Source organism: Acidaminococcus sp. BV3L6, assembly GCF_000468835.1.
GTDB classification, from domain to species: Bacteria; Bacillota; Negativicutes; order Acidaminococcales; family Acidaminococcaceae; genus Acidaminococcus; species Acidaminococcus intestini.
In genome coordinates, this window is sequence record NZ_AWUR01000055.1 from 14,789 (window position 1) to 35,098 (window position 20,310).

18 protein-coding genes are annotated in these 20,310 nt (G+C 46.3%); all 18 read left to right on the forward strand.

Annotation, left to right across the window (positions count from 1 at the left end):
* Positions 1–745: 745 nt before the first annotated feature.
* The 18 genes from HMPREF1246_RS09705 to HMPREF1246_RS09795 all read left to right on the forward strand — a co-directional run bounded on the left by HMPREF1246_RS09705 (position 746) and on the right by HMPREF1246_RS09795 (position 20,250).
* Entirely contained in the window at positions 746–1,726 is a 981-nt protein-coding gene (locus HMPREF1246_RS09705; protein WP_021737400.1) for a uroporphyrinogen decarboxylase family protein, read from the forward strand.
* Between the two features lie 29 nt (positions 1,727–1,755).
* Positions 1,756–2,622, forward strand: a complete 867-nt coding sequence (locus HMPREF1246_RS09710; RefSeq protein ID WP_035224806.1) for a transporter substrate-binding domain-containing protein — start codon at positions 1,756–1,758, stop codon at positions 2,620–2,622.
* Positions 2,623–2,660: 38 nt separating this feature from the next.
* Positions 2,661–3,440 (forward strand): amino acid ABC transporter permease, encoded by a 780-nt coding sequence (locus HMPREF1246_RS09715; RefSeq protein WP_021737421.1) that lies wholly within the window; start codon positions 2,661–2,663, stop codon positions 3,438–3,440.
* Between the two features lie 14 nt (positions 3,441–3,454).
* The gene (locus HMPREF1246_RS09720) at positions 3,455–4,162 is read left to right on the forward strand and encodes an amino acid ABC transporter permease (protein WP_021737402.1); all 708 of its coding nucleotides are present in this window, start codon (positions 3,455–3,457) and stop codon (positions 4,160–4,162) included.
* Between the two features lie 15 nt (positions 4,163–4,177).
* Complete coding sequence (locus HMPREF1246_RS09725) at positions 4,178–4,930, forward strand: amino acid ABC transporter ATP-binding protein (protein WP_021737411.1); 753 nt, start codon at positions 4,178–4,180, stop codon at positions 4,928–4,930.
* A gap of 58 nt (positions 4,931–4,988) precedes the next feature.
* On the forward strand, positions 4,989–5,747 hold the full coding sequence (locus tag HMPREF1246_RS09730) for an SDR family NAD(P)-dependent oxidoreductase (protein WP_021737443.1): 759 nt from the start codon (positions 4,989–4,991) through the stop codon (positions 5,745–5,747).
* A gap of 486 nt (positions 5,748–6,233) precedes the next feature.
* A complete protein-coding gene (locus HMPREF1246_RS09735; protein ID WP_021737435.1) occupies positions 6,234–7,508 on the forward strand; it encodes an SLC13 family permease in 1,275 nt (424 codons plus the stop codon).
* A 38-nt stretch (positions 7,509–7,546) separates the two neighbouring features.
* Positions 7,547–8,263 carry a hypothetical protein gene (locus HMPREF1246_RS09740; protein WP_021737396.1) on the forward strand — a complete coding sequence of 239 codons (717 nt, stop codon included), beginning with the start codon at positions 7,547–7,549 and terminating at the stop codon, positions 8,261–8,263.
* A gap of 40 nt (positions 8,264–8,303) precedes the next feature.
* Entirely contained in the window at positions 8,304–8,507 is a 204-nt protein-coding gene (locus HMPREF1246_RS09745; RefSeq protein WP_021737394.1) for a ferredoxin family protein, read from the forward strand.
* A 14-nt stretch (positions 8,508–8,521) separates the two neighbouring features.
* Positions 8,522–9,604 carry a 3-methyl-2-oxobutanoate dehydrogenase subunit VorB gene (gene vorB / locus HMPREF1246_RS09750; RefSeq protein ID WP_035224786.1) on the forward strand — a complete coding sequence of 361 codons (1,083 nt, stop codon included), beginning with the start codon at positions 8,522–8,524 and terminating at the stop codon, positions 9,602–9,604.
* Between the two features lie 2 nt (positions 9,605–9,606).
* Positions 9,607–10,344, forward strand: a complete 738-nt coding sequence (locus tag HMPREF1246_RS09755; protein ID WP_021737408.1) for a thiamine pyrophosphate-dependent enzyme — start codon at positions 9,607–9,609, stop codon at positions 10,342–10,344.
* A gap of 12 nt (positions 10,345–10,356) precedes the next feature.
* The gene (locus HMPREF1246_RS09760) at positions 10,357–10,902 is read left to right on the forward strand and encodes a 2-oxoacid:acceptor oxidoreductase family protein (RefSeq protein WP_021737428.1); all 546 of its coding nucleotides are present in this window, start codon (positions 10,357–10,359) and stop codon (positions 10,900–10,902) included.
* A gap of 18 nt (positions 10,903–10,920) precedes the next feature.
* Positions 10,921–12,144 (forward strand): CaiB/BaiF CoA-transferase family protein, encoded by a 1,224-nt coding sequence (locus tag HMPREF1246_RS09765; protein WP_021737412.1) that lies wholly within the window; start codon positions 10,921–10,923, stop codon positions 12,142–12,144.
* A gap of 70 nt (positions 12,145–12,214) precedes the next feature.
* Positions 12,215–13,123 (forward strand): hydroxymethylglutaryl-CoA lyase, encoded by a 909-nt coding sequence (locus HMPREF1246_RS09770; protein ID WP_021737425.1) that lies wholly within the window; start codon positions 12,215–12,217, stop codon positions 13,121–13,123.
* A gap of 50 nt (positions 13,124–13,173) precedes the next feature.
* Complete coding sequence (locus HMPREF1246_RS09775; protein WP_021737452.1) at positions 13,174–14,058, forward strand: LysR family transcriptional regulator; 885 nt, start codon at positions 13,174–13,176, stop codon at positions 14,056–14,058.
* Positions 14,059–14,207: 149 nt separating this feature from the next.
* Positions 14,208–15,992: a sigma-54-dependent Fis family transcriptional regulator gene (locus HMPREF1246_RS09780; RefSeq protein WP_021737433.1), complete on the forward strand. Its 1,785-nt coding sequence runs from the start codon at positions 14,208–14,210 to the stop codon at positions 15,990–15,992.
* A 1,840-nt stretch (positions 15,993–17,832) separates the two neighbouring features.
* Positions 17,833–19,026, forward strand: a complete 1,194-nt coding sequence (gene dpaL, locus HMPREF1246_RS09790; RefSeq protein WP_021737442.1) for a diaminopropionate ammonia-lyase — start codon at positions 17,833–17,835, stop codon at positions 19,024–19,026.
* A 39-nt stretch (positions 19,027–19,065) separates the two neighbouring features.
* Complete coding sequence (locus HMPREF1246_RS09795) at positions 19,066–20,250, forward strand: YgeY family selenium metabolism-linked hydrolase (RefSeq protein ID WP_021737445.1); 1,185 nt, start codon at positions 19,066–19,068, stop codon at positions 20,248–20,250.
* Positions 20,251–20,310 lie beyond the last annotated feature (60 nt).

Below are 20,310 nucleotides of genomic sequence, written 5' to 3' on the forward strand. Positions count from 1 at the left end.
GATAATATTTTACTGAGAAAAAAATAAAATATAGAGAAAAAGTATGATAAAGAGCGTTTTTTCTCCTAGCTACTTATGTAGCTAAGCGTAAGTCACTTAGAGAATTCCTAGAGAAATTGGAATTTATGATATACCTTGCTCCTTTGGAGATGAGCAAATAAAATTCTACTATTTTGCTCATGATTCGCTTCTATTTCTTTCTCAATTTTTTATTTAAAATATCTATTACACGCGGACAAAATATCTATTCCTACTCCTTTGAAATCATCTAAAAACCGCATTGATGCTAATACAATACGCCTTGTAGTCATATCAGTACTCGTATTAAAAATGCAGTATAAAACTGTAAAAATCTTTACGCAAAATTATCATAAAATCCCTGCAATAAATTTTTTTTAAATCATAGTTGACGAATATACTTTCTTGGAGTAGGATAACGGCAATTGGTTTTGGATCCGAAATAAAAAATTTCATATAGGAAAAGCGATGAACAAAATAAGTACACGCATGGACCGGATACAGAGAGACAGGTCACCGGCTGAAAGCCTGTTTGAACGGAAAGTGCGATGGAATGCCTTTGGGAGCTGGGAGGCCGAAATGAGAGTAGGCAGCCACGCAGGACCTGCGTTACAGGTGTGAGTGATACTGCATGGGCAGTATTAACAGAGTGGAACCGCGGACCACCGTCTCTGTCATAGGGGAGGGTGGTCTTTTTATTACCTTTTTTGCCTGAGGAGGAAGAAAAATGACGACAAAAAAAGAGTTGGTCCTGGCTGCTTTTGATAACAAACCCGTGGAACGGGTTCCTGTGAGTTTTTGGTTTCATTTTCTGAAAGATGAAATCCATTCTGATGCGTTCCAGCATCCGGAACTTACGGAAACGCTCCTTGCGGGCGAAACAAAATACATTGATGAGGCAGATCCTGACTATGTGAAGATCATGACGGACGGGTTCTTCCCTTATGAAAATGAGACGGTCCTGGGTCTCAAGAGCGCTGCTGATTTTGCAAAGATCAAACCGCTCCCCGATGATTCCCCTTGGTTTACGCGCCAGATCGAATATGCCAAGAAAATCGTTGGCCGAAACGATGGTCGTGCCTATTTCTACAATGTCTTCTGTGCCGCGACGACGGTGAAGTTCATGCGCGGTGATGATGGGGAAACGTTCCTTGCAGACGCCGTGAAGGAAAATCCGGATGCAGTGAAAAAAGGCCTTGATATCATTTCCGGTGACCTTGCAAAACTGGCCCGTCGCGTCATTGAGGAAGCGGGCGTAACGGGCATCTATTTGAGCCTCCAGAATCTCCAAGGGGTATCGCGCGAAACCTATGATGCCATCCTTGCTCCGGGGGAAAAGGCCATTCTTGAAGCGGCGAACGCCGTAAGTGATTACCAGATCCTTCACATCTGCGGCTACGCGGGACACCGCAATGACTTGTCCTGGTACACGGATTATCCGGCAAAAGCTATCAACTGGGCTGCTGTTGTCGAAGGGGTGCCCCTTGAAGAGGGTAAGCGCCTTTTTGGCGGCAAGGCGGTCATCGGCGGCTTTGGCAATCTTGATAACGAAATCCTTTACACGGGTACGAAAGAAGAAATCCAAGCGGAAACGAAAAGGCTCCTTGCTGCAGCCGGGCGCACGGGCGTCATTCTCGGCGCGGACTGCACGGTGCCGCGGGATACGGATTGGAAGCATTTTGAATGGGTGCGGGAAGCCGCAAAATAAGTTTTTTTGAAAGAAAAGGGGAAATCGAAATGAAGTTGCGTCAATTTGGTAAATATCTTGCTGCAATTGGTCTCGTTGGGGCTGTGGCCCTTGCTGCGGGCTGCGGCAAAAAGGTGGATAAAGGCGCCGCTGGTGAAGGCGGGGCCAAGAAAGTCGTCAATGTAGCCTTTACGAATTACTATGTGCCCTATGATTTTGTAAATGATAAGGGCGAGCCCGATGGCTTTGAAGTCGCCGTTATGCAGGCTGTTGCGAAAAAGCTGCCCCAATACGAATGGAAATTCACCCCGACCTCTGATGATGACCTCCTCATTGGTGTTGAATCGGGGAAATATACGATTGGCACGAAGGGCATCTGGAAGACGCCAGCCCGGGAAAAGAAATATATCTTCCCGAAGAACAATATCGGAGCCAGCGTCATTGGCCTTGTCATCCGCAAGGACGAAGCGGCGACCATCAAGAGCATCGATGATCTTGCAAAGACGCAGGGAAAACTTGCTCCTATTGCCCCGCAGGACGCTCGCTATAACGTCATTGCAAGCTACAATACGGCTCATCCGGACCAAAAGATCAACCTTGTGTCTTCGGAAAACTTCCATAACTCCGATGCTTATACGTGGGTCATGGAAGGCCGCTATGATGCCTACTTGGAAGTGGAACTATCCTACCAGAACAATATTGCTAAGGAAAATGCTCCGTACCATAGGTTCGCAGATCAGCTGGTTTATCTGCGCTACAAAGGCATTCCGACCTACGCCCTTGTCAACAAGAAGGAAGTCAAACTTTGCGAAGAAGTCGATAAGGCCATTGAGGAACTTCGTAAGGATGGGACCATCGATAAGCTCGAACAAAAATACTTTGGCGAAAGCCTGCAAAAGTATCTCAATCAGAAATAAGCCCTGGGCTGAACTGACAGGAAAGGAGAATTGAAATCATGGAGACGCGTATTTTTGATCCTTCGGTCATCTTCTCAACCATACCGGCACTTCTTCCCTTTCTGTCGGTGACGCTGGGTGTGGCCTTTTCAAGCGTCATTTTAGGGAGCCTCTTGGGGCTCCTCCTTGCTTGGGCCAAACTGGGGAAGAACAAGGTGCTGCGGAGCCTTGCTCATGCCTATACGTACATCATGCGATGCACGCCGTCCATTGTATTGCTGTTCATTGTATTTTATGGACTGCCTAAGTTTACCTATGAATATCTTGATTATGACATCAACGACATCAGCCGGGCATACTTTGCCATCCTGACCTTTGTCCTCCTTTTTGGGGCCTACATTTCCGAAGTCTTTCGGGCGGCCATTTCCGCTGTCCCCAAAGGGCAGTATGAAGCGGCCGTCAGTGTGGGCCTCAGTCCTATCAAGGCAATGCGCCATGTGGTCCTCCCCCAGGCGGCACTCATTGCCCTGCCGAACTTTGGCAATGCCCTCATCAATCTCATGAAGGAAGGGGCCCTTGCTTATACCATTGGCCTTGTTGACCTTTTGGGGAAGGGCAATCTCATCATTGCGCAAAATTATGGGGCCTACGGCATCGAAATCTACCTGGCTTGCCTTTTGATTTACTGGGCCATGACGTCGCTGACGGGTTGGGGTATCCGGCGCCTCGAAGAGCATCTCAATAAGGGCGGGACCCTTGCTGTGAAAAAAGAACGGGCGCCTCAGAAGGCAGCCCTCTTTCATAAGGTCCAGAAAAAATGGGCCGAGCTGACTTTGTAGAAAGGAGAGACACGATGGAACTAGATTATACTTTTATGGAAGCAACGTTTTTTAAAATCTGGGACGGCATTGGCGTTACCTTGGGTCTTACCGCGCTTTCTTTGCTTCTTTCCCTGCCTCTTGCTTTTTACATTGCTGTCATTCGTCTCAAAAGACGCGGCGTGGCAAGCGCCCTTTTTGGCAGCTACGTCTCTTTTGTGCGGGGAACGCCCATGATCCTGCAGATCCTGCTCCTTTACAGCCTGCTGCCGAGCTTTCTGAACGTAATTGTGAAGTCCCTGGGTCTTTCCTTTAATGTCTTTGAAAACGTCAATCCTTTTTGGTATGCTCTTTTCATTTTTACGGTCAATACGACGGCCCTTCTTACGGAAGTGTTCCGGTCGGCCCTCTTAAGTATCCCTAAAGGACAGCTGGAAGCAGGACAGGCGGCGGGGCTTTCGGATTTTCAGACCTATCGCCATGTCATTATCCCTCAGGCGGGGGTGGTGGCCCTGCCGGCCATCTGCAATGTGACGGTCAATCTCATCAAGGGAACGAGCCTGGCCTTTCTCATGACCGTGAAGGACGTCCTTGCCATTGCCAAAGTGGAAGCTTCCTTTGGCTACAACTATATTGAAGCCTATGTGGACGTATTTTTGGTCTATCTCATCGTCTGCTCCCTGGTCCAATGGGGCTATAAGCTTGCCGAGGACCATCTGGGACAGTACCGGATGGCTGCGTAAAGGAGGAACTGACCGATGCTCATGTCAATTTGTCATGTGAAGAAAGAATTTAATGGCACGCCCGTTTTGCGGGACGTGAACATGGATATTGATAAAGGTGACGTCGTCGTTATTTTAGGCCCGAGTGGTTCGGGTAAGACAACTTTTTTGCGGTGCCTCAATTTCCTGGAGCGCGCCGATGGGGGAGAATTGGAGCTTGATGGCAAGACCATCGACCTTCATGACGCGTCAAACAAGGACATTGCCGATGTGCGGAGGAAGACGGCCTTTGTCTTCCAAAACTACAATCTTTTTGCCAACAAGACGGTCCTTGAAAATGTGACCTTAGGTCTAACAGCAGGCCGCGGCATCAGCAAGACGGAAGCGGAAGAGCGGGCGCGGGAAGCCCTGCAAAAGGTGGGTATGCTGGAACGGGCGGACGCCTATCCGGCCCAGCTTTCTGGCGGTCAGCAGCAGCGCGTCGGTATTGCCCGGGCCATTGCGGTGCGGCCCGATGTGATCCTTTTTGATGAACCAACGTCGGCCCTTGACCCGGAACTTGTCGGCGACGTGCTCCGCGTCATGAAGTCCCTTGCCGATGAAGGAACGACGATGATTGTCGTGACCCACGAAATGCGCTTTGCAAAAAGCGTGGCAAGTCATGTGATCTTTATGGCGGATGGCGTCATTGTCGAAGAAGGGACCGCTAAAGATATTTTTGAACAGCCAAAAGAAGAACGGACCAAGCAGTTCCTGCACCAGCTCCTGTGCGAAGCCGTGGCAGGCTGAGGGACGGACATCCATCGCGGGGCATTTGCTCCGTTTTTTTTTAGGAAGGAGAAACATCATGGACACAAATCGGATTGTTCTCATTACAGGCGGAACGAGCGGGATTGGCCTTGGGACCATCGCCTATCTTCTTAAGAAAGGCGGGTATCAGGTCATTTCCCTATCAAGAAATGAAAAAAGGGCCCAAGAAGCTCAGGAAAAACTCGGGGACCTGGGAAATGATGTTGATTTTTTACTGGGCGATGTCAGTGATGAAAGGGACCTTGCGCGCCTTTATGAGGGAGTGGAGAAAAAGTATGGCCGCCTTGATGGGCTTGTGTCCGGTGCAGGCATCATTAAACTGGGCGGCGTGGAGACCCAAACCATTGAGGACTGGGACCGGCTTTTTGCCGTGAACCTGCGTGGACCTTTTCTTTTGGTAAAGACCTTTCTGCCGCTTTTGAAGAAAGGCCGGAACGCGTCCATCGTCAATATCTCTTCTATGGCGTCCCAGCGGGTTGGTGGGTCCATTGCCTATAGCGCAAGCAAAGCGGGCCTTGATGCCCTCACAAAGTACCTTGCCCAGGAACTGGGAAAGTACCAGATCCGCGTCAATAGCATCAATCCAGGCGCTGTCTATACTAATATCTATGTCGCAAGCGGTGACTACACCCAGAAAGGATACGATCAGTGGTCGGAGAAAAAGGCACCGGGCTATCCCTTGGGGCGCATCGGCCGACCGGAAGACCTTGCCCCTGCCATTGAATTTCTCCTCTCCGAACTGTCTTTGTGGCAGACAGGAGATATCATCCTCGTTGATGGAGGAAAGAGCATTTAAATGATTATTTTCTTGTAATAAAGCTTTCTCGAGAATTTCCGCATCAAAACCAAAGGAATTTCGCAATGTCCTGCTGAATAGAGATGCCACAGGCCAGTGATAATCAAGAAAACGAACTGTTGTTTTTTCTATCTTAGAGAGAGCAGTAGTTCTTTTTTTTCTTATGCTGTCCTTTTACGATAAATAAATCAAAATAAGAGAAATGAACAATCGCAGTTAGAAAAGGAATAAAAGAGCCACCGTTTTATCTTATATCAGGAAATTTTCAATAATCTTTTGCATATCAAGGCAAGATAGAATCAGGATTATTTCATTTTTCGCATAAGAGCAATGCAAATTTGGATTTGATTGGATGGATAGCTGATTCTAGAATGAAGGTGAGGTTAAGATACATAGAAGTAGTTATCGGATAATTCTAAAATTTCTCTGGGAGAGTAAAAAACAGTAATCTGGGCCATTTGAAAAGAATAAGGGGGAGAAAATATCATGGCAGTTTATTCATTAATACTGTTTGTAGCAGCAATTATTATTGCATTTTTCAGAAAAAATAATATTGGTGTCCTTGCTATGACGCTTGGCACGATAGGTATTCGTTTCTTTGGAATTTCGGATAAGCAATTTATTGCTGGAATAAATATTGGCTTATTCACGACTCTCGTAGGAATCACACTTTTGTTTGCCATTGTTATCCAGACAGGTGTCTTAGATTTGATTGCAAAGAAGATTGTTGGCCTAGCTGGAAAGAGAATTTGGCTTCTGCCGATTTTAATTGGTCTTACGGGTTTCATCCTTGTTGGGATTGGGCCTGGAGGTGTCCCGGTTCTCGCAATTATTCCTCCGCTAGCGGTTTCCATTGCAAGACAGACTGGATATAATCCGCTCATGATGGCTCTTATCGGAATTATGGCCATGACACCAGGGCGCTTTTCACCGCTGACGCCGGAGGGAGCAATAATTATCAGTGCCCTTGAAAAGAGCGGGCTGAGTCAACTTGCCATTCTGGCGATTATCATAAATACAATTTTGACTTCCCTTGTTGTCTGTCTTGTGCTCTTTGTTCTTTTTGGTGGGCATAAGGTAAAAGCTAAGAAAGATATGGAAATTATGGCTGTAACGGAAAAATTTACTTCTAATCAGTTAAAGGCACTTGGTGCCATTGTCTTGATGCTTGTACTCATTATCTTCGGCAAGGTCAACATTGGACTTGCAGCTCTTTCTTGTGCTGCAATTCTGCTCTTTTTCCGTGTTGCTGATGATGCGTCGTGTATCAAGGCCATGCCCTGGAATACAATTCTGATGGTCCTTTTTGTGGGAGCCTTGCTACGAGTCGTGGATAAGATGGGCGGGATTTCGCTTATGCGTGATGCGCTTGCCAGTATTATGAGTCCTTCCACAGCTGCCTCCCTGACGGGCTTTTCTGCAGGCCTTTTGAGTCTTGTAAGCTCTGCCCTCAGTGTTGTCTATCCAACGATGATGCCTATTTGCGTTGATCTTGCCAATCAGATTGGTGGAACTCATCCAGTTGCTTTGATGAGTGCGGTTGCAGAAGGCGGCGCGCTTGCTGGGACAAGTCCCATGTCAACAGGCGGCGCCTTGATTCTTGCAGCTCTTGGTGGGGAACTCAAAAAAGAGTTTACGAAAGAATACCAAAATAAGGTGTTTGCGCAGTTGCTTCTTGTTTCGGGAATTAATTTGGTCGTCCTGTTGATTTGTGCATTTATTTTCTATGGACCGATTGCCCAGCTTATTTGCCCAATGTAATGAAAAGCAGTACTCGTTTTTAACAGGAGGGAAATCTAATGAAGCCTAATTGTTTAGCAGAACAAGGCGTCACCAATTTTGTCTTCCTTGGTGAGGCGGGTTGCGGGAAAAGTGAAATTTCTCTGAATGTGGCAATTATGCTGGGAAAGGCCCAAGAAAAACCTGTACACTTCTTTGATCTTGATATGACAAAACCCTTGTTTCGTTCAAGGGATGCAGCCAAGGTTCTTGAAAAGGCTGATGTGACAGTCCATTTTGTCGAGCAGTTTATGGATACTCCAGTTACGGTAGGCGGCCTTGATTGCCTACTAAAGGATGATTCCTGTTATGTTGTCATGGATGTGGGCGGAGATGCTGTCGGTGCTAGAGCGATTGGGCCCTATGCCTCAAAACTGCGAAATGATAATGTGGCTGTTTACTATGTTCTTAATCCATACTGTCCCTGGTCTACGACGCTAGAGCATATTGATGGAACCTTGACGGCAATCTTAGGGGTTACCTATCTTGATGTCAAAAAATTAGCGTTTGTTGGCAATCCTAATCTTGGGATTACGACGACAGCGTCGGATTTCCAGAATGGAATAGCTATGCTAAAGGCTCTGATGAGTGGCCTTATTCCTCTGAAAGCTTGTTTTTTGGAAAATCACTTATATAAAAAGATGACTTCAGAATCCGGTTTTGTGAATAAACTGAGTGAAAATCTGGAAGTGATTCCAATTCAATTATATCTGTCCTATGAATGGGCTCAGATATGATCAAATTAATTTATTCTAACTTATTGAAGGGGGAACTAAAATGGCGATGGTAAAAGTAATTAGTGAAAGATGCAAGAGCTGCGGCTACTGCATTAAGTTTTGCCCGAAGCATGTTCTGGAAATGGGCAAAGAGGTCAATTCTAAGGGCTATGAATTTGTACATCCCATTCATGTGGAAGCATGCATTGGATGTGCGATTTGTGGACGGATTTGTCCTGATGGTGCGATTGAAGTTTATAAATGAGGAGATGGAAGAATATGGAAAGAGTATTCATTAAGGGCTGTGAAGCGATTGCTGAAGCGGCGGTACGTGCGGGTTGCCGTTTCTTCGCTGGGTATCCGATTACACCGCAGAATGAGATTCCAGAATATTTTTCACGCAGACTTCCAGAAGTAGGTGGAGTATTTGTTCAAGGAGAATCTGAAGTGGCATCAATCAATATGGTGTATGGTGCTGCCTCTGTTGGAACAAGAGCAATGACTTCTTCTTCAAGTCCGGGAATTGCTCTCAAGAGTGAAGGCATAAGCTACTGCGCCGCAGCTCGTATTCCTATGGTTTATGTTAATGTGGCACGAGGCGGCCCTGGGGTCGGCTCTATTCAACCGGCTCAGATGGACTATTTGCAGGCGACAAAGGCTTCGGGAAATGGTGGGTTCCAAATGCGTGTGTTTGCCCCGGCTACGGTCCAGGAAGCTGTAGATATGGTTTATCAGGCATTTGATTATGCAGATAAGGATCGTAATCCAGTTTTAATCCTTGCCGATGGAGTTATTGGGACCATGATGGAACCGGTCGTTCTTCCAGAAATGAAAAGCACCGAAGAAATCAATACCATTAAGGAAGAAAAGAAAAAATGGGCTTGTGTGGGGCATGCCCTTACAGAAAAGAGATCCTGGATTGAACCGGGCCATTGGAAAACAGTTGATATGCAACGCTGTAATGAAGAAGCGGCGGCACTCTACGAATCTTGGAAAAAAGATGCAGAAGCGGAACTCTATAAAGTAGAGGATGCAGAATACATCATTGCTTCTTATGGAATTTCAGCTCGTATTTCCAAATCTGCCGCAGATATGCTCCGTAAGGAAGGAATCAATGTTGGTGTCGTCCGCCCTATAACGGTTAATCCATTCCCTTATGAAGCATTTGATAAATTTGATTACAGAAAAATCAAGGGGATTCTCGATGTGGAAATGTCAATTCCTGCACAATTTATCAAAGATGTAGAAGTGGCTGTAAAAGAACGGGTTTCGATTAAGACTTGCCTTTGCTCTGGTGGCAATATCATGAGTCGAGATGCTGTTGTCAGTGCTATCAAGGACATGTCGAGGGAGGGAAAATGACAATGGAATTGATTTATTCGAGAACGAAAACTATCCAGAAAGATAAGGTCTCTGGATTTTGCCCAGGATGTATGCATTCCACCATCATTAAGCTCATTGGAGAAGTGCTTGAAGAGATGGATGTCGTTGATAAAGCAGCTGGCGTATTAGGAATTGGGTGCTGTGGTCTTCACATGGACTACATGGCCTATGATAATACGACAGCTCCTCATGGTCGAGCCTGTGCCGTTGCAACTGGAATGAAGCGGTCAAACCCGGATACTCTTGTTTATACTTATCAAGGTGATGGGGATCTTGCCTCCATTGGGCTTGCCGAAACGATGATGGCTGCAAATCGTGGCGAGAACATTACCGTTATCTTTGTAAATAATGGGATTTATGGTATGACTGGAGGCCAGCTTGCTCCTACGACGCTTGTGGGAATGAAGGCTTCTACAGCTCCTAAAGGGCGTAACCCGAAGGAACATGGCTATCCCATGCATATGTGTGAAATCTTGAATGAATTGACTGCACCGCGTTACCTTGTGAGAACAAGCTGCAATAATCCGGGTAATGTCATGAAAACGAAGGATGCTATCAAGAAGGCATTTCAAAATCAGTTGGAAGGAAAAGGTTTTTCCATGGTGGAAATTGTGACGGGATGTCCAACCAACTGGGGAATGACCGCCTTGGAATCCTTGGATTTCATTGAAGACCATATGCTTAAAGAATTCCCGTTGGGTGTTATACGGGATAAATAAGGGGGGACCAAGATGGAAAGAAATTTATGTGTAGCTGGATTTGGCGGGCAGGGGGTCATGACGCTCGGAAAATTTTTGGCACAGGTAGCGTGCGATTCAACGGATAAAAATGTAACCTTTTTCCCCTCTTATGGGGCAGAACAAAGAGGCGGAACGGCTAATTGCTATGTTGTCATTGCTGATGGCACTGTTGGAGCGCCGGTGAGCGATACGATGGATGACCTCATCGTGATGAATGGAGCTTCCTTGAATAAATTTCTGCCACGCCTGAACCATGGAGGAACTCTCTTTATCAATAGTTCCATCGTAAGAAGTGATATTAATCGCAGTGATGTGAAAGTTGTGTCGGCACCGGTGACTGAAATGGCACTTGAAATGGGAAATGCTAAAGTCCTTAATGTAATTATGCTTGGTGTCTACGTAGGCTATACAAAAGTTATTGACCCTGCCATTGTCTGGAAAACCATTAAAAAGAAACTGGCAAAAAAAGTAAAACTTCTTCCCTTGAATCAGGCTGCATTTGAAAAGGGATTGGAATGTGGAAGAAAACAGAGATAAAGGGGATGTGAGGAAATTATGGGACAAAGACTTTTTGAAGGGGTTCGGGTTATTGATTTTACAGACTTTTTGGCAGGCCCCTATTGCGGGATGTATTTTGCTGATAATGGGGCAGAAGTACTGAAGTTTGAAAACCTTGCGACGGGTGGAAACTTCGTTCGTAATGGCGTTCCCAAAGAGCCTAAGGAAGGCGTCAGTATGTATTTCCAAAACCTCAATCGAAATAAACGGGGGATTGCCTTAAATCTTAAGACAGAAGAAGGAAAGAAACTCTTTGCGGAACTTGTTAAATCAGCGGACGTCTTAATTGAGAATAATCGCCCTGGTGTTATGGATCGCTTGGGCTTTGGATGGGAACATTGCCATGAACTCAATCCGCGTCTTATCTATGCTTCCATCTCTGGGTATGGTCAATATGGTGCAAGGGCGAAGCGCCCAGGATATGACTTGATTGCCCAAGCGCTCGGTGGATCCATGTCAATTACGGGATGGCCTGATGATCAGCCAACCCGTGCAGGGATGGCAATTGGTGATTTGCTTGCTGGTATCAACTGTGCTTTTGCTGTAGCAGGATCCCTTTTTAAACGGATTGCGACTGGAGAAGGGCAACGTATTGATGTTGCCTTGGTAGATAGTGTTGTATCTGCTATGGAAGCAAAACTCATGCAGTATATATATACGGGTGTGTGTCCTACTCGCACAGGTAATGAATATCTAACGTCGGCCCCGTATGATTCTTTCAAGGCGAAAGATAATTATTTTGTACTTGCTAGTGGAACGGATGCTCATTTTAAAAAGCTTTGTACCGTTCTGAATCGACCGGATTTGCCGGATAATCCTCTTTATGTGGATACACCAAAACGGAGAGCCAATGCAGCAGGACTTAAGAAAATCATCGAAACATGGGCAGCTGATAAAACGGTTGATGAAGTAGTCAAGCTGATTGATTCAGTAGGTGTTCCTGTTGGTCCCATTTATGATTGCAAGGATATTGCCAACGATAAGGAAATTACGGATGTGCGTCAAATGTTTGTGAAGGTCCCGCATCCCACACTGGGAAATCTTACGGTACTTGGAAACCCCATCAAGATGAGTGAATATCCATGTCAGTATGACACCTGTGCTCCGGAACTGGGAGCTGATAACAAGGATGTCTTTGAAAAACTGGGCTTTAGCGAAGAAGAATTGAAGACATATGAAGCTGCTGGAGCGCTTAACCTGTCCCCTGTTTGCAAGAAATGAGGTTATATCCGTCTGTTTTCCCTTTATTTTGGAAGCGGACGGATTATCCTGTGGAAGGAGCGATTAATTTATGGCATTGCCGAAGGTAATCGAGCTTATGGAAGTTTGCCCCCGCGATGGGTGGCAGAACTACCCCATTCATATATCTAAGGAAAACAAAATTAAATACATCAAGAAAATGATTGATTATGGTGCCAAGCGAATTGATGTAACTTCCTTTGTAAATCCTAAATATGTGCCGCAAATGGATGATAGTGCGGAAGTTGTTGCTGGTACCCTTGAGTATGCAAAAAAACATAGTTGTGTTCTTGATGGACTCACTCTCAATACTAAGGGCGTTGAAAATGCCATCAAGGCAGGCCTTACGGATGTGACATTTGTCCTTTCGGCTAGTGAAGAACACAATCTGAGGAATTCCAGACGTACGATGGAAGAATCCAAAGCGGCCTTCCTGAAACTTCTAGAAAATGCTTCGAATCTTAACGTCACGCTTGCAATGCCATGTATTTTTGGGTTTCCTTTTGGAGATGAAATTGATATGAAACGAATTCGCGGCATCATTGAAGAAGCTTTTGCCTACGGGGTTAAAAAGGTTGGCCTTGCGGATACGGCTGGAATCAGTACACCGGCACACACGCGGGCTGTTCTGAGGGAAATGAAGACCTATTTGGATCCAGACCAAGTGAGTATTCATATTCACGACACCTATGGCTATGGCATGGCAAACGTCTATGTTGCCCTCGAAGAAGGATTTACCAAATTTGATGCGGCGTTATGCGGCATGGGTGGCTGTCCTTTTGCACCAGGCGCCAAGGGTAATGTGGCGACGGAAGATTTGGTCCACATGTGCCATGAAATGGGTGTGGCAACGGGATATGATCTTGAGGCGGTCATGAATGTTGGCGTTGAAATGGCTGAAGAAATTGATGCCGTTCCTACAAGCAGTATGCTGCATGCATGCGGTTATAGAGAAAAATAATTGTCGATAGCTCCCTTATCATAGTATGATGATAACAAGGGGGAGATAACATGAAAATTGAGGGAATTGAATTTTTCCTGACGCTTGCGGAAACTCTGAATTATTCAGATGCGGCAGATCGTCTTTTTATTACTCAGTCTGCGTTGAGCCGTACTATTCAGCAGATGGAACGGGAAATGGGAGTCAAGTTATTTCTCCGCACTCATCGCAGTGTTCGGCTGACGCCAGCAGGACAATCCTTTATTGACGATGCCCGTGATTTGGTTTCTAGATATCATGCGAGTGTTGAGCATGCTCATAATGCCTATCGAGGGGAAGAAGGTCGGCTTACGTTTGGGATTCATAATGCCAGTGTGAGTCCCGTTCTCTTTGATATCTTGAATGCCTGCAGTAAGACTTTTCCAAAGATTGCTATTGATCTTGATAGTTCATCGACTTCAGATATGCTTTCTGCATTGGCTGAAAATACCGTCGATATTATTTTGAGCTCAAGTACGCTTCAAACCTCAGGAATTGAAGAAATCCCCGTTGCAGGCTATGAGGATTGCCTTGTTGTAGCAAGAAACCATCCCTTGTCTACGGAATCCATTGTATCGGTAAAAAAGCTTAGAAATGAGCCTTTTGCGGTTATGAATCGAAAATCATCTGGACGAGGCTATGATATGGTTTATGGAATTGCACGAACGGGTGGTTTTTCACCGCGGGTCGAAATTACAGCTAACAATGTCCCTCACCTAATGGCGCTTGTTGCAACGGGGAATTATGTGACCTTTTTGTCGAATAATTATCAGTATATGGCATTTGATCGCCTGGCTTTCGTCCCTCTGAAAGAACAAAGCTTATCAGATTTATATCTTGAATGGCGAACTGACAATCTTAATCCGTGTATAAAAATTATCACGGATTTTATCCGAACCCATTTTAAAATTAAATGAGATTATCTTCATTGTTCTTTAATTGATATAAAAATTTGGAATAATGGCTGCTTATGAGCAGAGGGATCAAGCTTTCGTTGGGTCCCTCTTTCTTTTTTTCTCAAAATGAGATAGCATGGTGGAAAAGTATGTGGCGAGGAGAGGTCTTTATGGAAACTAAGACACAGCTGATGACAGATCTTTATGAAATCCAAGATGTGGTACAGCGTTATACGGACATTATTTCCATCATTGCCGATGTCGATGTTGAAGTTGTAGATGAGCATTTGGTCAGAATTGCCGGGACGGGGCTTTTTGCGGATGTGGTCAACAAGGATATGTCCGGTGAGGGCTATGTCTATCGAAAGGTTCTTGCGACGGGAGAACGGTCGGTTATTTACCAACCGGGCGAAGAAATTATTTGTCGGGATTGCCCTCATTTTATGAACTGTAAGGAAGAAATCGAAATTGCCATGCCGATTTTTGGCGGGGAGCCGCGGCGGGCCATTGGTGTCATTGGGCTTGTTGGCAGCTCGCGGGAACAAAAGATGACCATTCTTTCGAAGGAGGCGTCCTTCCTTGCTTTTGTGGAGCAGATTGCTGATTTCATTTCCGTAAAGAGTCAGGAAAGAAAGGAAAGTGCACGCCGAGAAGCGCTTTTGGGAACGCTCCATACGACCCTTGAAAATATCCAGCAGGGCACGCTTGTCATTGGAACAGACCATAGCATCACCATGACCAATCGCTCGGCCCAGGAGCAGCTTGAAGATGACAATCTTGTGGGGAAAAAGGTTCTTATTGAGGCGACGGGAGACACGCTGAATCGCTATGCTGAATACCGTGTGACTGTAGGGGAACGGGCATACCATCTCATGGGATCCTATATGAAGATTCCCCAAAAGATCCGCGATTATGAAGGTGTCCTCATTTTTTATCGGAGCCGGGAAATCAAGAACCAATATTTTGAGACGGCTTTTGTACCACATGGCGATAAGGACAGCATCTTGGGGTCAAGCCCTGCAACGCTGCATCTCAAGGAAGAAATCGAACGAGTTGCGCCTTCTTCTTCGACCGTCCTCATTACGGGCGAAAGTGGAACGGGAAAGGAAATGGTAGCAACGTCCATTTGGCGGGAAGGCAGCCGGAAGGAAGGCCGTTTTATCGCTTTGAACTGCGCCGCCATTCCTGAAAATCTTATGGAATCCGAGCTTTTTGGCTATGTCAAAGGGGCCTTTACGGGAGCGGATCCGAATGGGCGCATGGGGAAATTTGAACTTGCAAATGGTGGGGTCATCTTCCTTGATGAAATTGGCGATATGCCCTTATATCTGCAGTCCAAACTGCTGCGCGTCCTGCAGGAACGGCAGATTGTGCGTATCGGGTCAAACCAACTTGTCGATATTGATGTAAGGGTCATTGCTGCGACCAATAAGGACTTGAAGAAGATGGTCGAGGAAAAGCAGTTCCGTGAAGATCTCTACTATCGGCTCAATGTCATTCCCATCCATATCGAGCCGTTGCGCAATCGCAAGGAAGATATTGAAGAACTATCCGTTCATTATATAAGAAGGTTTTCATCGCTGCTTGGCAAATCAGAACCGCGGATTACAGAAGATTTGATGGAGACACTCAAGCGATATCCTTGGCCAGGTAATGTGCGGGAACTCGAAAACGTCATGGAGTATATGGTAAATCTAGCAGTTCCGGGAGGAGATCTTGATGTAGATCTTTTACCAAAGGAAATGCGAAAGACCCCAAATCAGGACGCTCACGTGGCAGCATCCGATTTGGGGATAGAGGCCCCCATTGTGCCCCTTGTAGAACTTGAAGAAGCGGCTATCCGCAGGGCTTTACTCCGTTATGGGCGCAGCGGAGAAGGAAAGCTCAAGGCTGCCCAAGCCTTGGGACTGAGTAAGGCGACGTTGTATCGTAAAATCAAAGAATATGGGGTGTAGTCGGAGCAAAAATCGCTCCGAGCAACAGGCTGGCAAGCTGTCACGAGTCTTTGGCTTTGACTGTCTCGCGGCCAAAGCTGCAGCTTTCGAGCTAAAGGCTTGCTGTGATGCTATATAGCTGAGGATGCCTTCGGCAGCTGGCTGAGGCGGAATGCATAGAAAAAAGAGCCTTCCTTGGCTAAGGCGCTCCGCTTGGCTAAAGGAGTGCAAACACTCCTGGCAAAAAGACCGGACGGGAAAAGACAGCAGCGCCGGACCCAAACCGTCCCTTTTTCGAAGTGTGGGGCCCGAATTAAATTCGCCCTCAAACATGTTTCTCGGACTTTCGCTATTGCTCCAAAAGCGTCTTTCGAAACTCCGGGCGAATATGCCTTTCTATCGCTCGAGAGGAAACGTCGCTGCGCTCCTCATCCACCACCAAAAAGACCTGCCTGCTGCAGCGCAGCATCAAGTGGCTTTTGGGCCCCCGCCTTGGTAAGACGGATCGATGCTGCGCATCGAGTTCTAAGGGAAAAGATCGGACGAAGGACGTTCCAGCAACTGCCATCGTGCTTTCTACGTTTCAAAAGGACCCGCTTCTTACAAAACTCGAATATAAGATAAGAGCCCAAAACCGAACCTATCTCTACGTTTGGTTTTGGACCTTTCTTATGTTCTTTTGCCTTGCAATCTTTTTCCTTATATTCTTTTCTTCCAATTGCTTTTTATGAATTCGGTTCAGATGGGTTCAGATACGAGGAGTCCCCGCTTCCACCGACGACGACGGACCTGAGACGTCAGCAATCCGCTAGCGCAGCGACGCGGGAGCTGTTGCGCGAAGGTTCTCTGAAGCGGCACCACCAAAAATAAATCGGCGACGCGTGAGTTTCTTTGCGGCCAGAGGCCGGTACGTCTAGGAGGTTGAGGTCGCGGGCGACAAAGTAGATGGGCCCATATGGACTGAAGATTGCAAAAAGCTTCCGCGTTGATAAGCTGGGCGCTGGAAGTGACGACACATGGTTAGGAAAGGAAGCACCCAGACGTAAAAAATCCGCAAACGTGGGACGGTCCATCGTACGATAGGCCATGAGGCTATTATTTTCACAAAGTCTTTTTTAAGCAATGGCCTCACGTTCTTCATCAAATCAGCCCGATTTTTGGGCTGAGTAAAAATATATGCCCGACGTCTCCTTACGAGCCATCCACGATAGCCGCTTATAGGTTGTACCTTAAGATCCGTGATACGAGATAGTGTGGCTCTCGACGAAACCATTAGCCTGTTGGTAACCAATCCACGTATAACAGAATAGGCCAAAGCCGGAGACGGAGACTGTGAACCCCTAGCTCTTGCCATATGCTGCCAGGTACTATCTTTGGGTCAAGTATGAGGGAAAAGATTTTTGGAAACCGTCTTGACAAAGGTCACTTCATAACAGCGGCTAGCGAGGAGCATTTTTCGATGGTTCAAGACCGATAATCGCAAGACACCGTCGAAGCGATTCGGTTGCAGGCCCGTGTTATCGAAAAATTTATTCGGCGCCCTCCGGTCGGAACGCTTTGGCGTCGTGCCGTACGAACTCTCAAAGAATTCTAAGGCGTTTTTAAGGGGAGATACCATAAAGTAAGTTTGCGCCTTCTGGCCCTTCTTTTTTAATCTCAAAATGAGAAAAATCTCAAAATGAGAAGCTATATATTCTCATTTTGAGATTTTTTTGTTTTCGTTCCCAGGTCTTCCTATTTGGCCAATAATCCTGACCACATGCTCCCATGCAATTTTAGGCTCTTTTATTTCACTTTTTCATTTTTGGCACGATAGTTGCTATATATAAAGTGAAAAGAATTTTTGAGAGGAGTTAGCGTCATGACAAAAGACTTTCAAATGGTTCATAAGACTCACGCCGACAAGAAGTGCAGCCTGGACTTTTTAAGCCGTTCTGTTGAGGAAAATGTGCGTGCCTATCATCGCAGTTTTCCTGTCTACAAGGAGACACCCCTCGCCTGTCTCAAGGAAACGGCAAAGGCCCTTGGCGTTTCTTCCATCTATGTAAAAGACGAGTCCTATCGTTTCGGTCTCAATGCGTTCAAGGTCCTAGGCGGGAGCTATGCCATGGGTCACTATCTTGCCGATAAGCTTGGCATCGATATGAAGGAGGTCACCTATGAGAAACTGACAAGCGAAGAAACGCGCAAGGCGCTCGGGGATATTACCTTTGTCACGGCAACCGATGGCAATCATGGCCGCGGCGTTGCTTGGACGGCAAACCAGCTCCGTCAGCATTCCGTGGTCTACATGCCGGAAGGTTCAGCTGAAGAACGACTTATGAATATTCGGGCTGAAGGTGCTGAGGCATCCATTACGGATCTTAACTATGATGATGCTGTTCGTCTTGCTAATCGCAATGCAGAGGAAAAAGGTTGGGTCATGGTCCAGGATACGGCATGGGAAGGCTATGAGGATATTCCTCGTTGGATCATGCAGGGATACGGTACCATGGGTCTTGAGGCCTATGAACAGCTGCCGGAAAAACCAACTCATATCTTCCTGCAGGCTGGGGTCGGATCCCTTGCGGGTGCGATTACGGGGCTATTCTCCTCCTTATATGGAGATGAAAAGCCCATCATCGGCATTGTGGAACCGGATCAGGCCGACTGTCTTTTCCGAACGGCAAAAGCCGACGACGGTAAACTTCACCCTGTAACAGGTCATATGCGGACCATCATGGCTGGTCTTGCCTGCGGTGAACCCTGCAGCATTGGGTGGCAGGTCCTGTCGGATTATGCGGACTTCTTCATTTCCTGTCCGGATTACGCAGCCGCACAAGGCATGCGAATTTTAGGGAATCCAATGGGAAAGGATCAGAAGGTTGTTTCTGGAGAGAGCGGTGCTGCTGCCTTTGGGGCCGTTAGCGAAATCTTGCGCAATCCTGAGCTTAAGGAGCTAAAGGAAGCTCTGAACCTTAATGAAAACTCCAGAATCCTCTTCTTCAGTACGGAAGGGGATACGGATAAAGAGAATTATCGCCGCATCGTTTGGGATGGGCTGTATGCGAAATAAAAATCAACTAAACAGGTAAAAATGAGGAGGCAAATTCAAATGATTAACCAAGAAGTCAAAGATCAAGCTATTGCATTGTGTCAAAAACTTGTTCAACAGCAGAGCTATTCCGGTCATGAAGGTGGCGTTGCCAAAGTACTCGAAGAAACGTATAAGGCCAATGGGTTCGATTCTGTTCACATCGATAAGTACGGCAACATTATTGGATGCATCAAAGGAAAACGGCCGGGTAAGAAGATCCTTTTTGATGGACATATGGATACGGTTCCTGTAACGAATGAAAAGGAATGGATCCATCCTCCTTTTGCGGCTGAAATTCATGATGGCAAGATTTATGGTCGTGGTACGACAGACATGAAGGGTGCCATTGCAGCTTACACGACGGCAGCTATTGCATTTGCAAAAGATACGAATAAAGACTTTGCCGGAGAAATCTATGTTGATGGCGTTGTTCATGAAGAATGCTTTGAAGGTGTTGGTTCCCGCTCTATCAGCGCTTATGTAAAACCTGATATTGTTGTTATCGGTGAAGCTTCTCAGTGCAACCTGAAAGTAGGCCAGCGCGGACGTGCCGAAATCGTTGTGGAAACCTTCGGCAAACCCTGCCACAGCGCCAACCCTGAAAAAGGAATCAACGCTGTATATAAAATGGCTCGTGTTATTGAAGCCATTCGTACGATTGTTCCGCCAGAACATCCCGTTCTCGGGAAGGGTATCTTGGAATTGGTTGACGTGAAATCGGCTCCTTATCCTGGCGCCTCTGTTGTTCCTGAATATTGCCGCGCAACCTATGACCGTCGTTTGCTTGTCGGCGAAACCAAAGAAAGTGTATTGGCTCCGATTGTTGCCCTTATGGATAAACTGATGGCAGATGATCCGGAACTTAAGGTAAAAGTCTCCTATGCTGTAGGTAAGGAAAAATGTTACACCGGAGAAACTATCGAAGGTGAACGTTTCTTCCCTGGCTGGCTCTTTGACAAGGATGCTGAATTTGTTCAAGCAGTCAAAAAAGAACTGAATGAACGCGGTTATGATCCTGAAATCACTCAATACAATTTCTGCACTAACGGCAGCCATTATGCTGGAGAAGCTGGCATTCAGACCTTTGGCCTTGGCCCTTCCCGTGAAAATTTGGCCCATACAGTCAGTGAATATGTTGAAGTGGACAGCTTGGCCAAAGTAACGGATTGCTATTATGGCGTTCTAAAAGCTTTGATGAAATAAGCAAAATAAAGAACGGGTGCTGTCTAGGTTTTCCACTGGGCTTAGACAGCAAATTCCTTA

Bases quoted from the DNA above. Each gene is read 5' to 3' on its own strand.
- HMPREF1246_RS09770 (WP_021737425.1), top strand. From the start codon at position 12,215: ATGGCATTGCCGAAGGTAATCGAGCTTATGGAAGTTTGCCCCCGCGAT.
- HMPREF1246_RS09765 (WP_021737412.1), top strand. From the start codon at position 10,921: ATGGGACAAAGACTTTTTGAAGGGGTTCGGGTTATTGATTTTACAGAC.
- HMPREF1246_RS09735 (WP_021737435.1), top strand. From the start codon at position 6,234: ATGGCAGTTTATTCATTAATACTGTTTGTAGCAGCAATTATTATTGCA.
- HMPREF1246_RS09720 (WP_021737402.1), top strand. From the start codon at position 3,455: ATGGAACTAGATTATACTTTTATGGAAGCAACGTTTTTTAAAATCTGG.
- HMPREF1246_RS09780 (WP_021737433.1), top strand. From the start codon at position 14,208: ATGGAAACTAAGACACAGCTGATGACAGATCTTTATGAAATCCAAGAT.
- HMPREF1246_RS09710 (WP_035224806.1), top strand. From the start codon at position 1,756: ATGAAGTTGCGTCAATTTGGTAAATATCTTGCTGCAATTGGTCTCGTT.
- HMPREF1246_RS09740 (WP_021737396.1), top strand. From the start codon at position 7,547: ATGAAGCCTAATTGTTTAGCAGAACAAGGCGTCACCAATTTTGTCTTC.
- HMPREF1246_RS09760 (WP_021737428.1), top strand. From the start codon at position 10,357: ATGGAAAGAAATTTATGTGTAGCTGGATTTGGCGGGCAGGGGGTCATG.
- HMPREF1246_RS09730 (WP_021737443.1), top strand. From the start codon at position 4,989: ATGGACACAAATCGGATTGTTCTCATTACAGGCGGAACGAGCGGGATT.
- dpaL (WP_021737442.1), top strand. From the start codon at position 17,833: ATGACAAAAGACTTTCAAATGGTTCATAAGACTCACGCCGACAAGAAG.
- vorB (WP_035224786.1), top strand. From the start codon at position 8,522: ATGGAAAGAGTATTCATTAAGGGCTGTGAAGCGATTGCTGAAGCGGCG.
- HMPREF1246_RS09705 (WP_021737400.1), top strand. From the start codon at position 746: ATGACGACAAAAAAAGAGTTGGTCCTGGCTGCTTTTGATAACAAACCC.
- HMPREF1246_RS09725 (WP_021737411.1), top strand. From the start codon at position 4,178: ATGCTCATGTCAATTTGTCATGTGAAGAAAGAATTTAATGGCACGCCC.
- HMPREF1246_RS09755 (WP_021737408.1), top strand. From the start codon at position 9,607: ATGGAATTGATTTATTCGAGAACGAAAACTATCCAGAAAGATAAGGTC.
- HMPREF1246_RS09775 (WP_021737452.1), top strand. From the start codon at position 13,174: ATGAAAATTGAGGGAATTGAATTTTTCCTGACGCTTGCGGAAACTCTG.
- HMPREF1246_RS09745 (WP_021737394.1), top strand. From the start codon at position 8,304: ATGGCGATGGTAAAAGTAATTAGTGAAAGATGCAAGAGCTGCGGCTAC.
- HMPREF1246_RS09795 (WP_021737445.1), top strand. From the start codon at position 19,066: ATGATTAACCAAGAAGTCAAAGATCAAGCTATTGCATTGTGTCAAAAA.
- HMPREF1246_RS09715 (WP_021737421.1), top strand. From the start codon at position 2,661: ATGGAGACGCGTATTTTTGATCCTTCGGTCATCTTCTCAACCATACCG.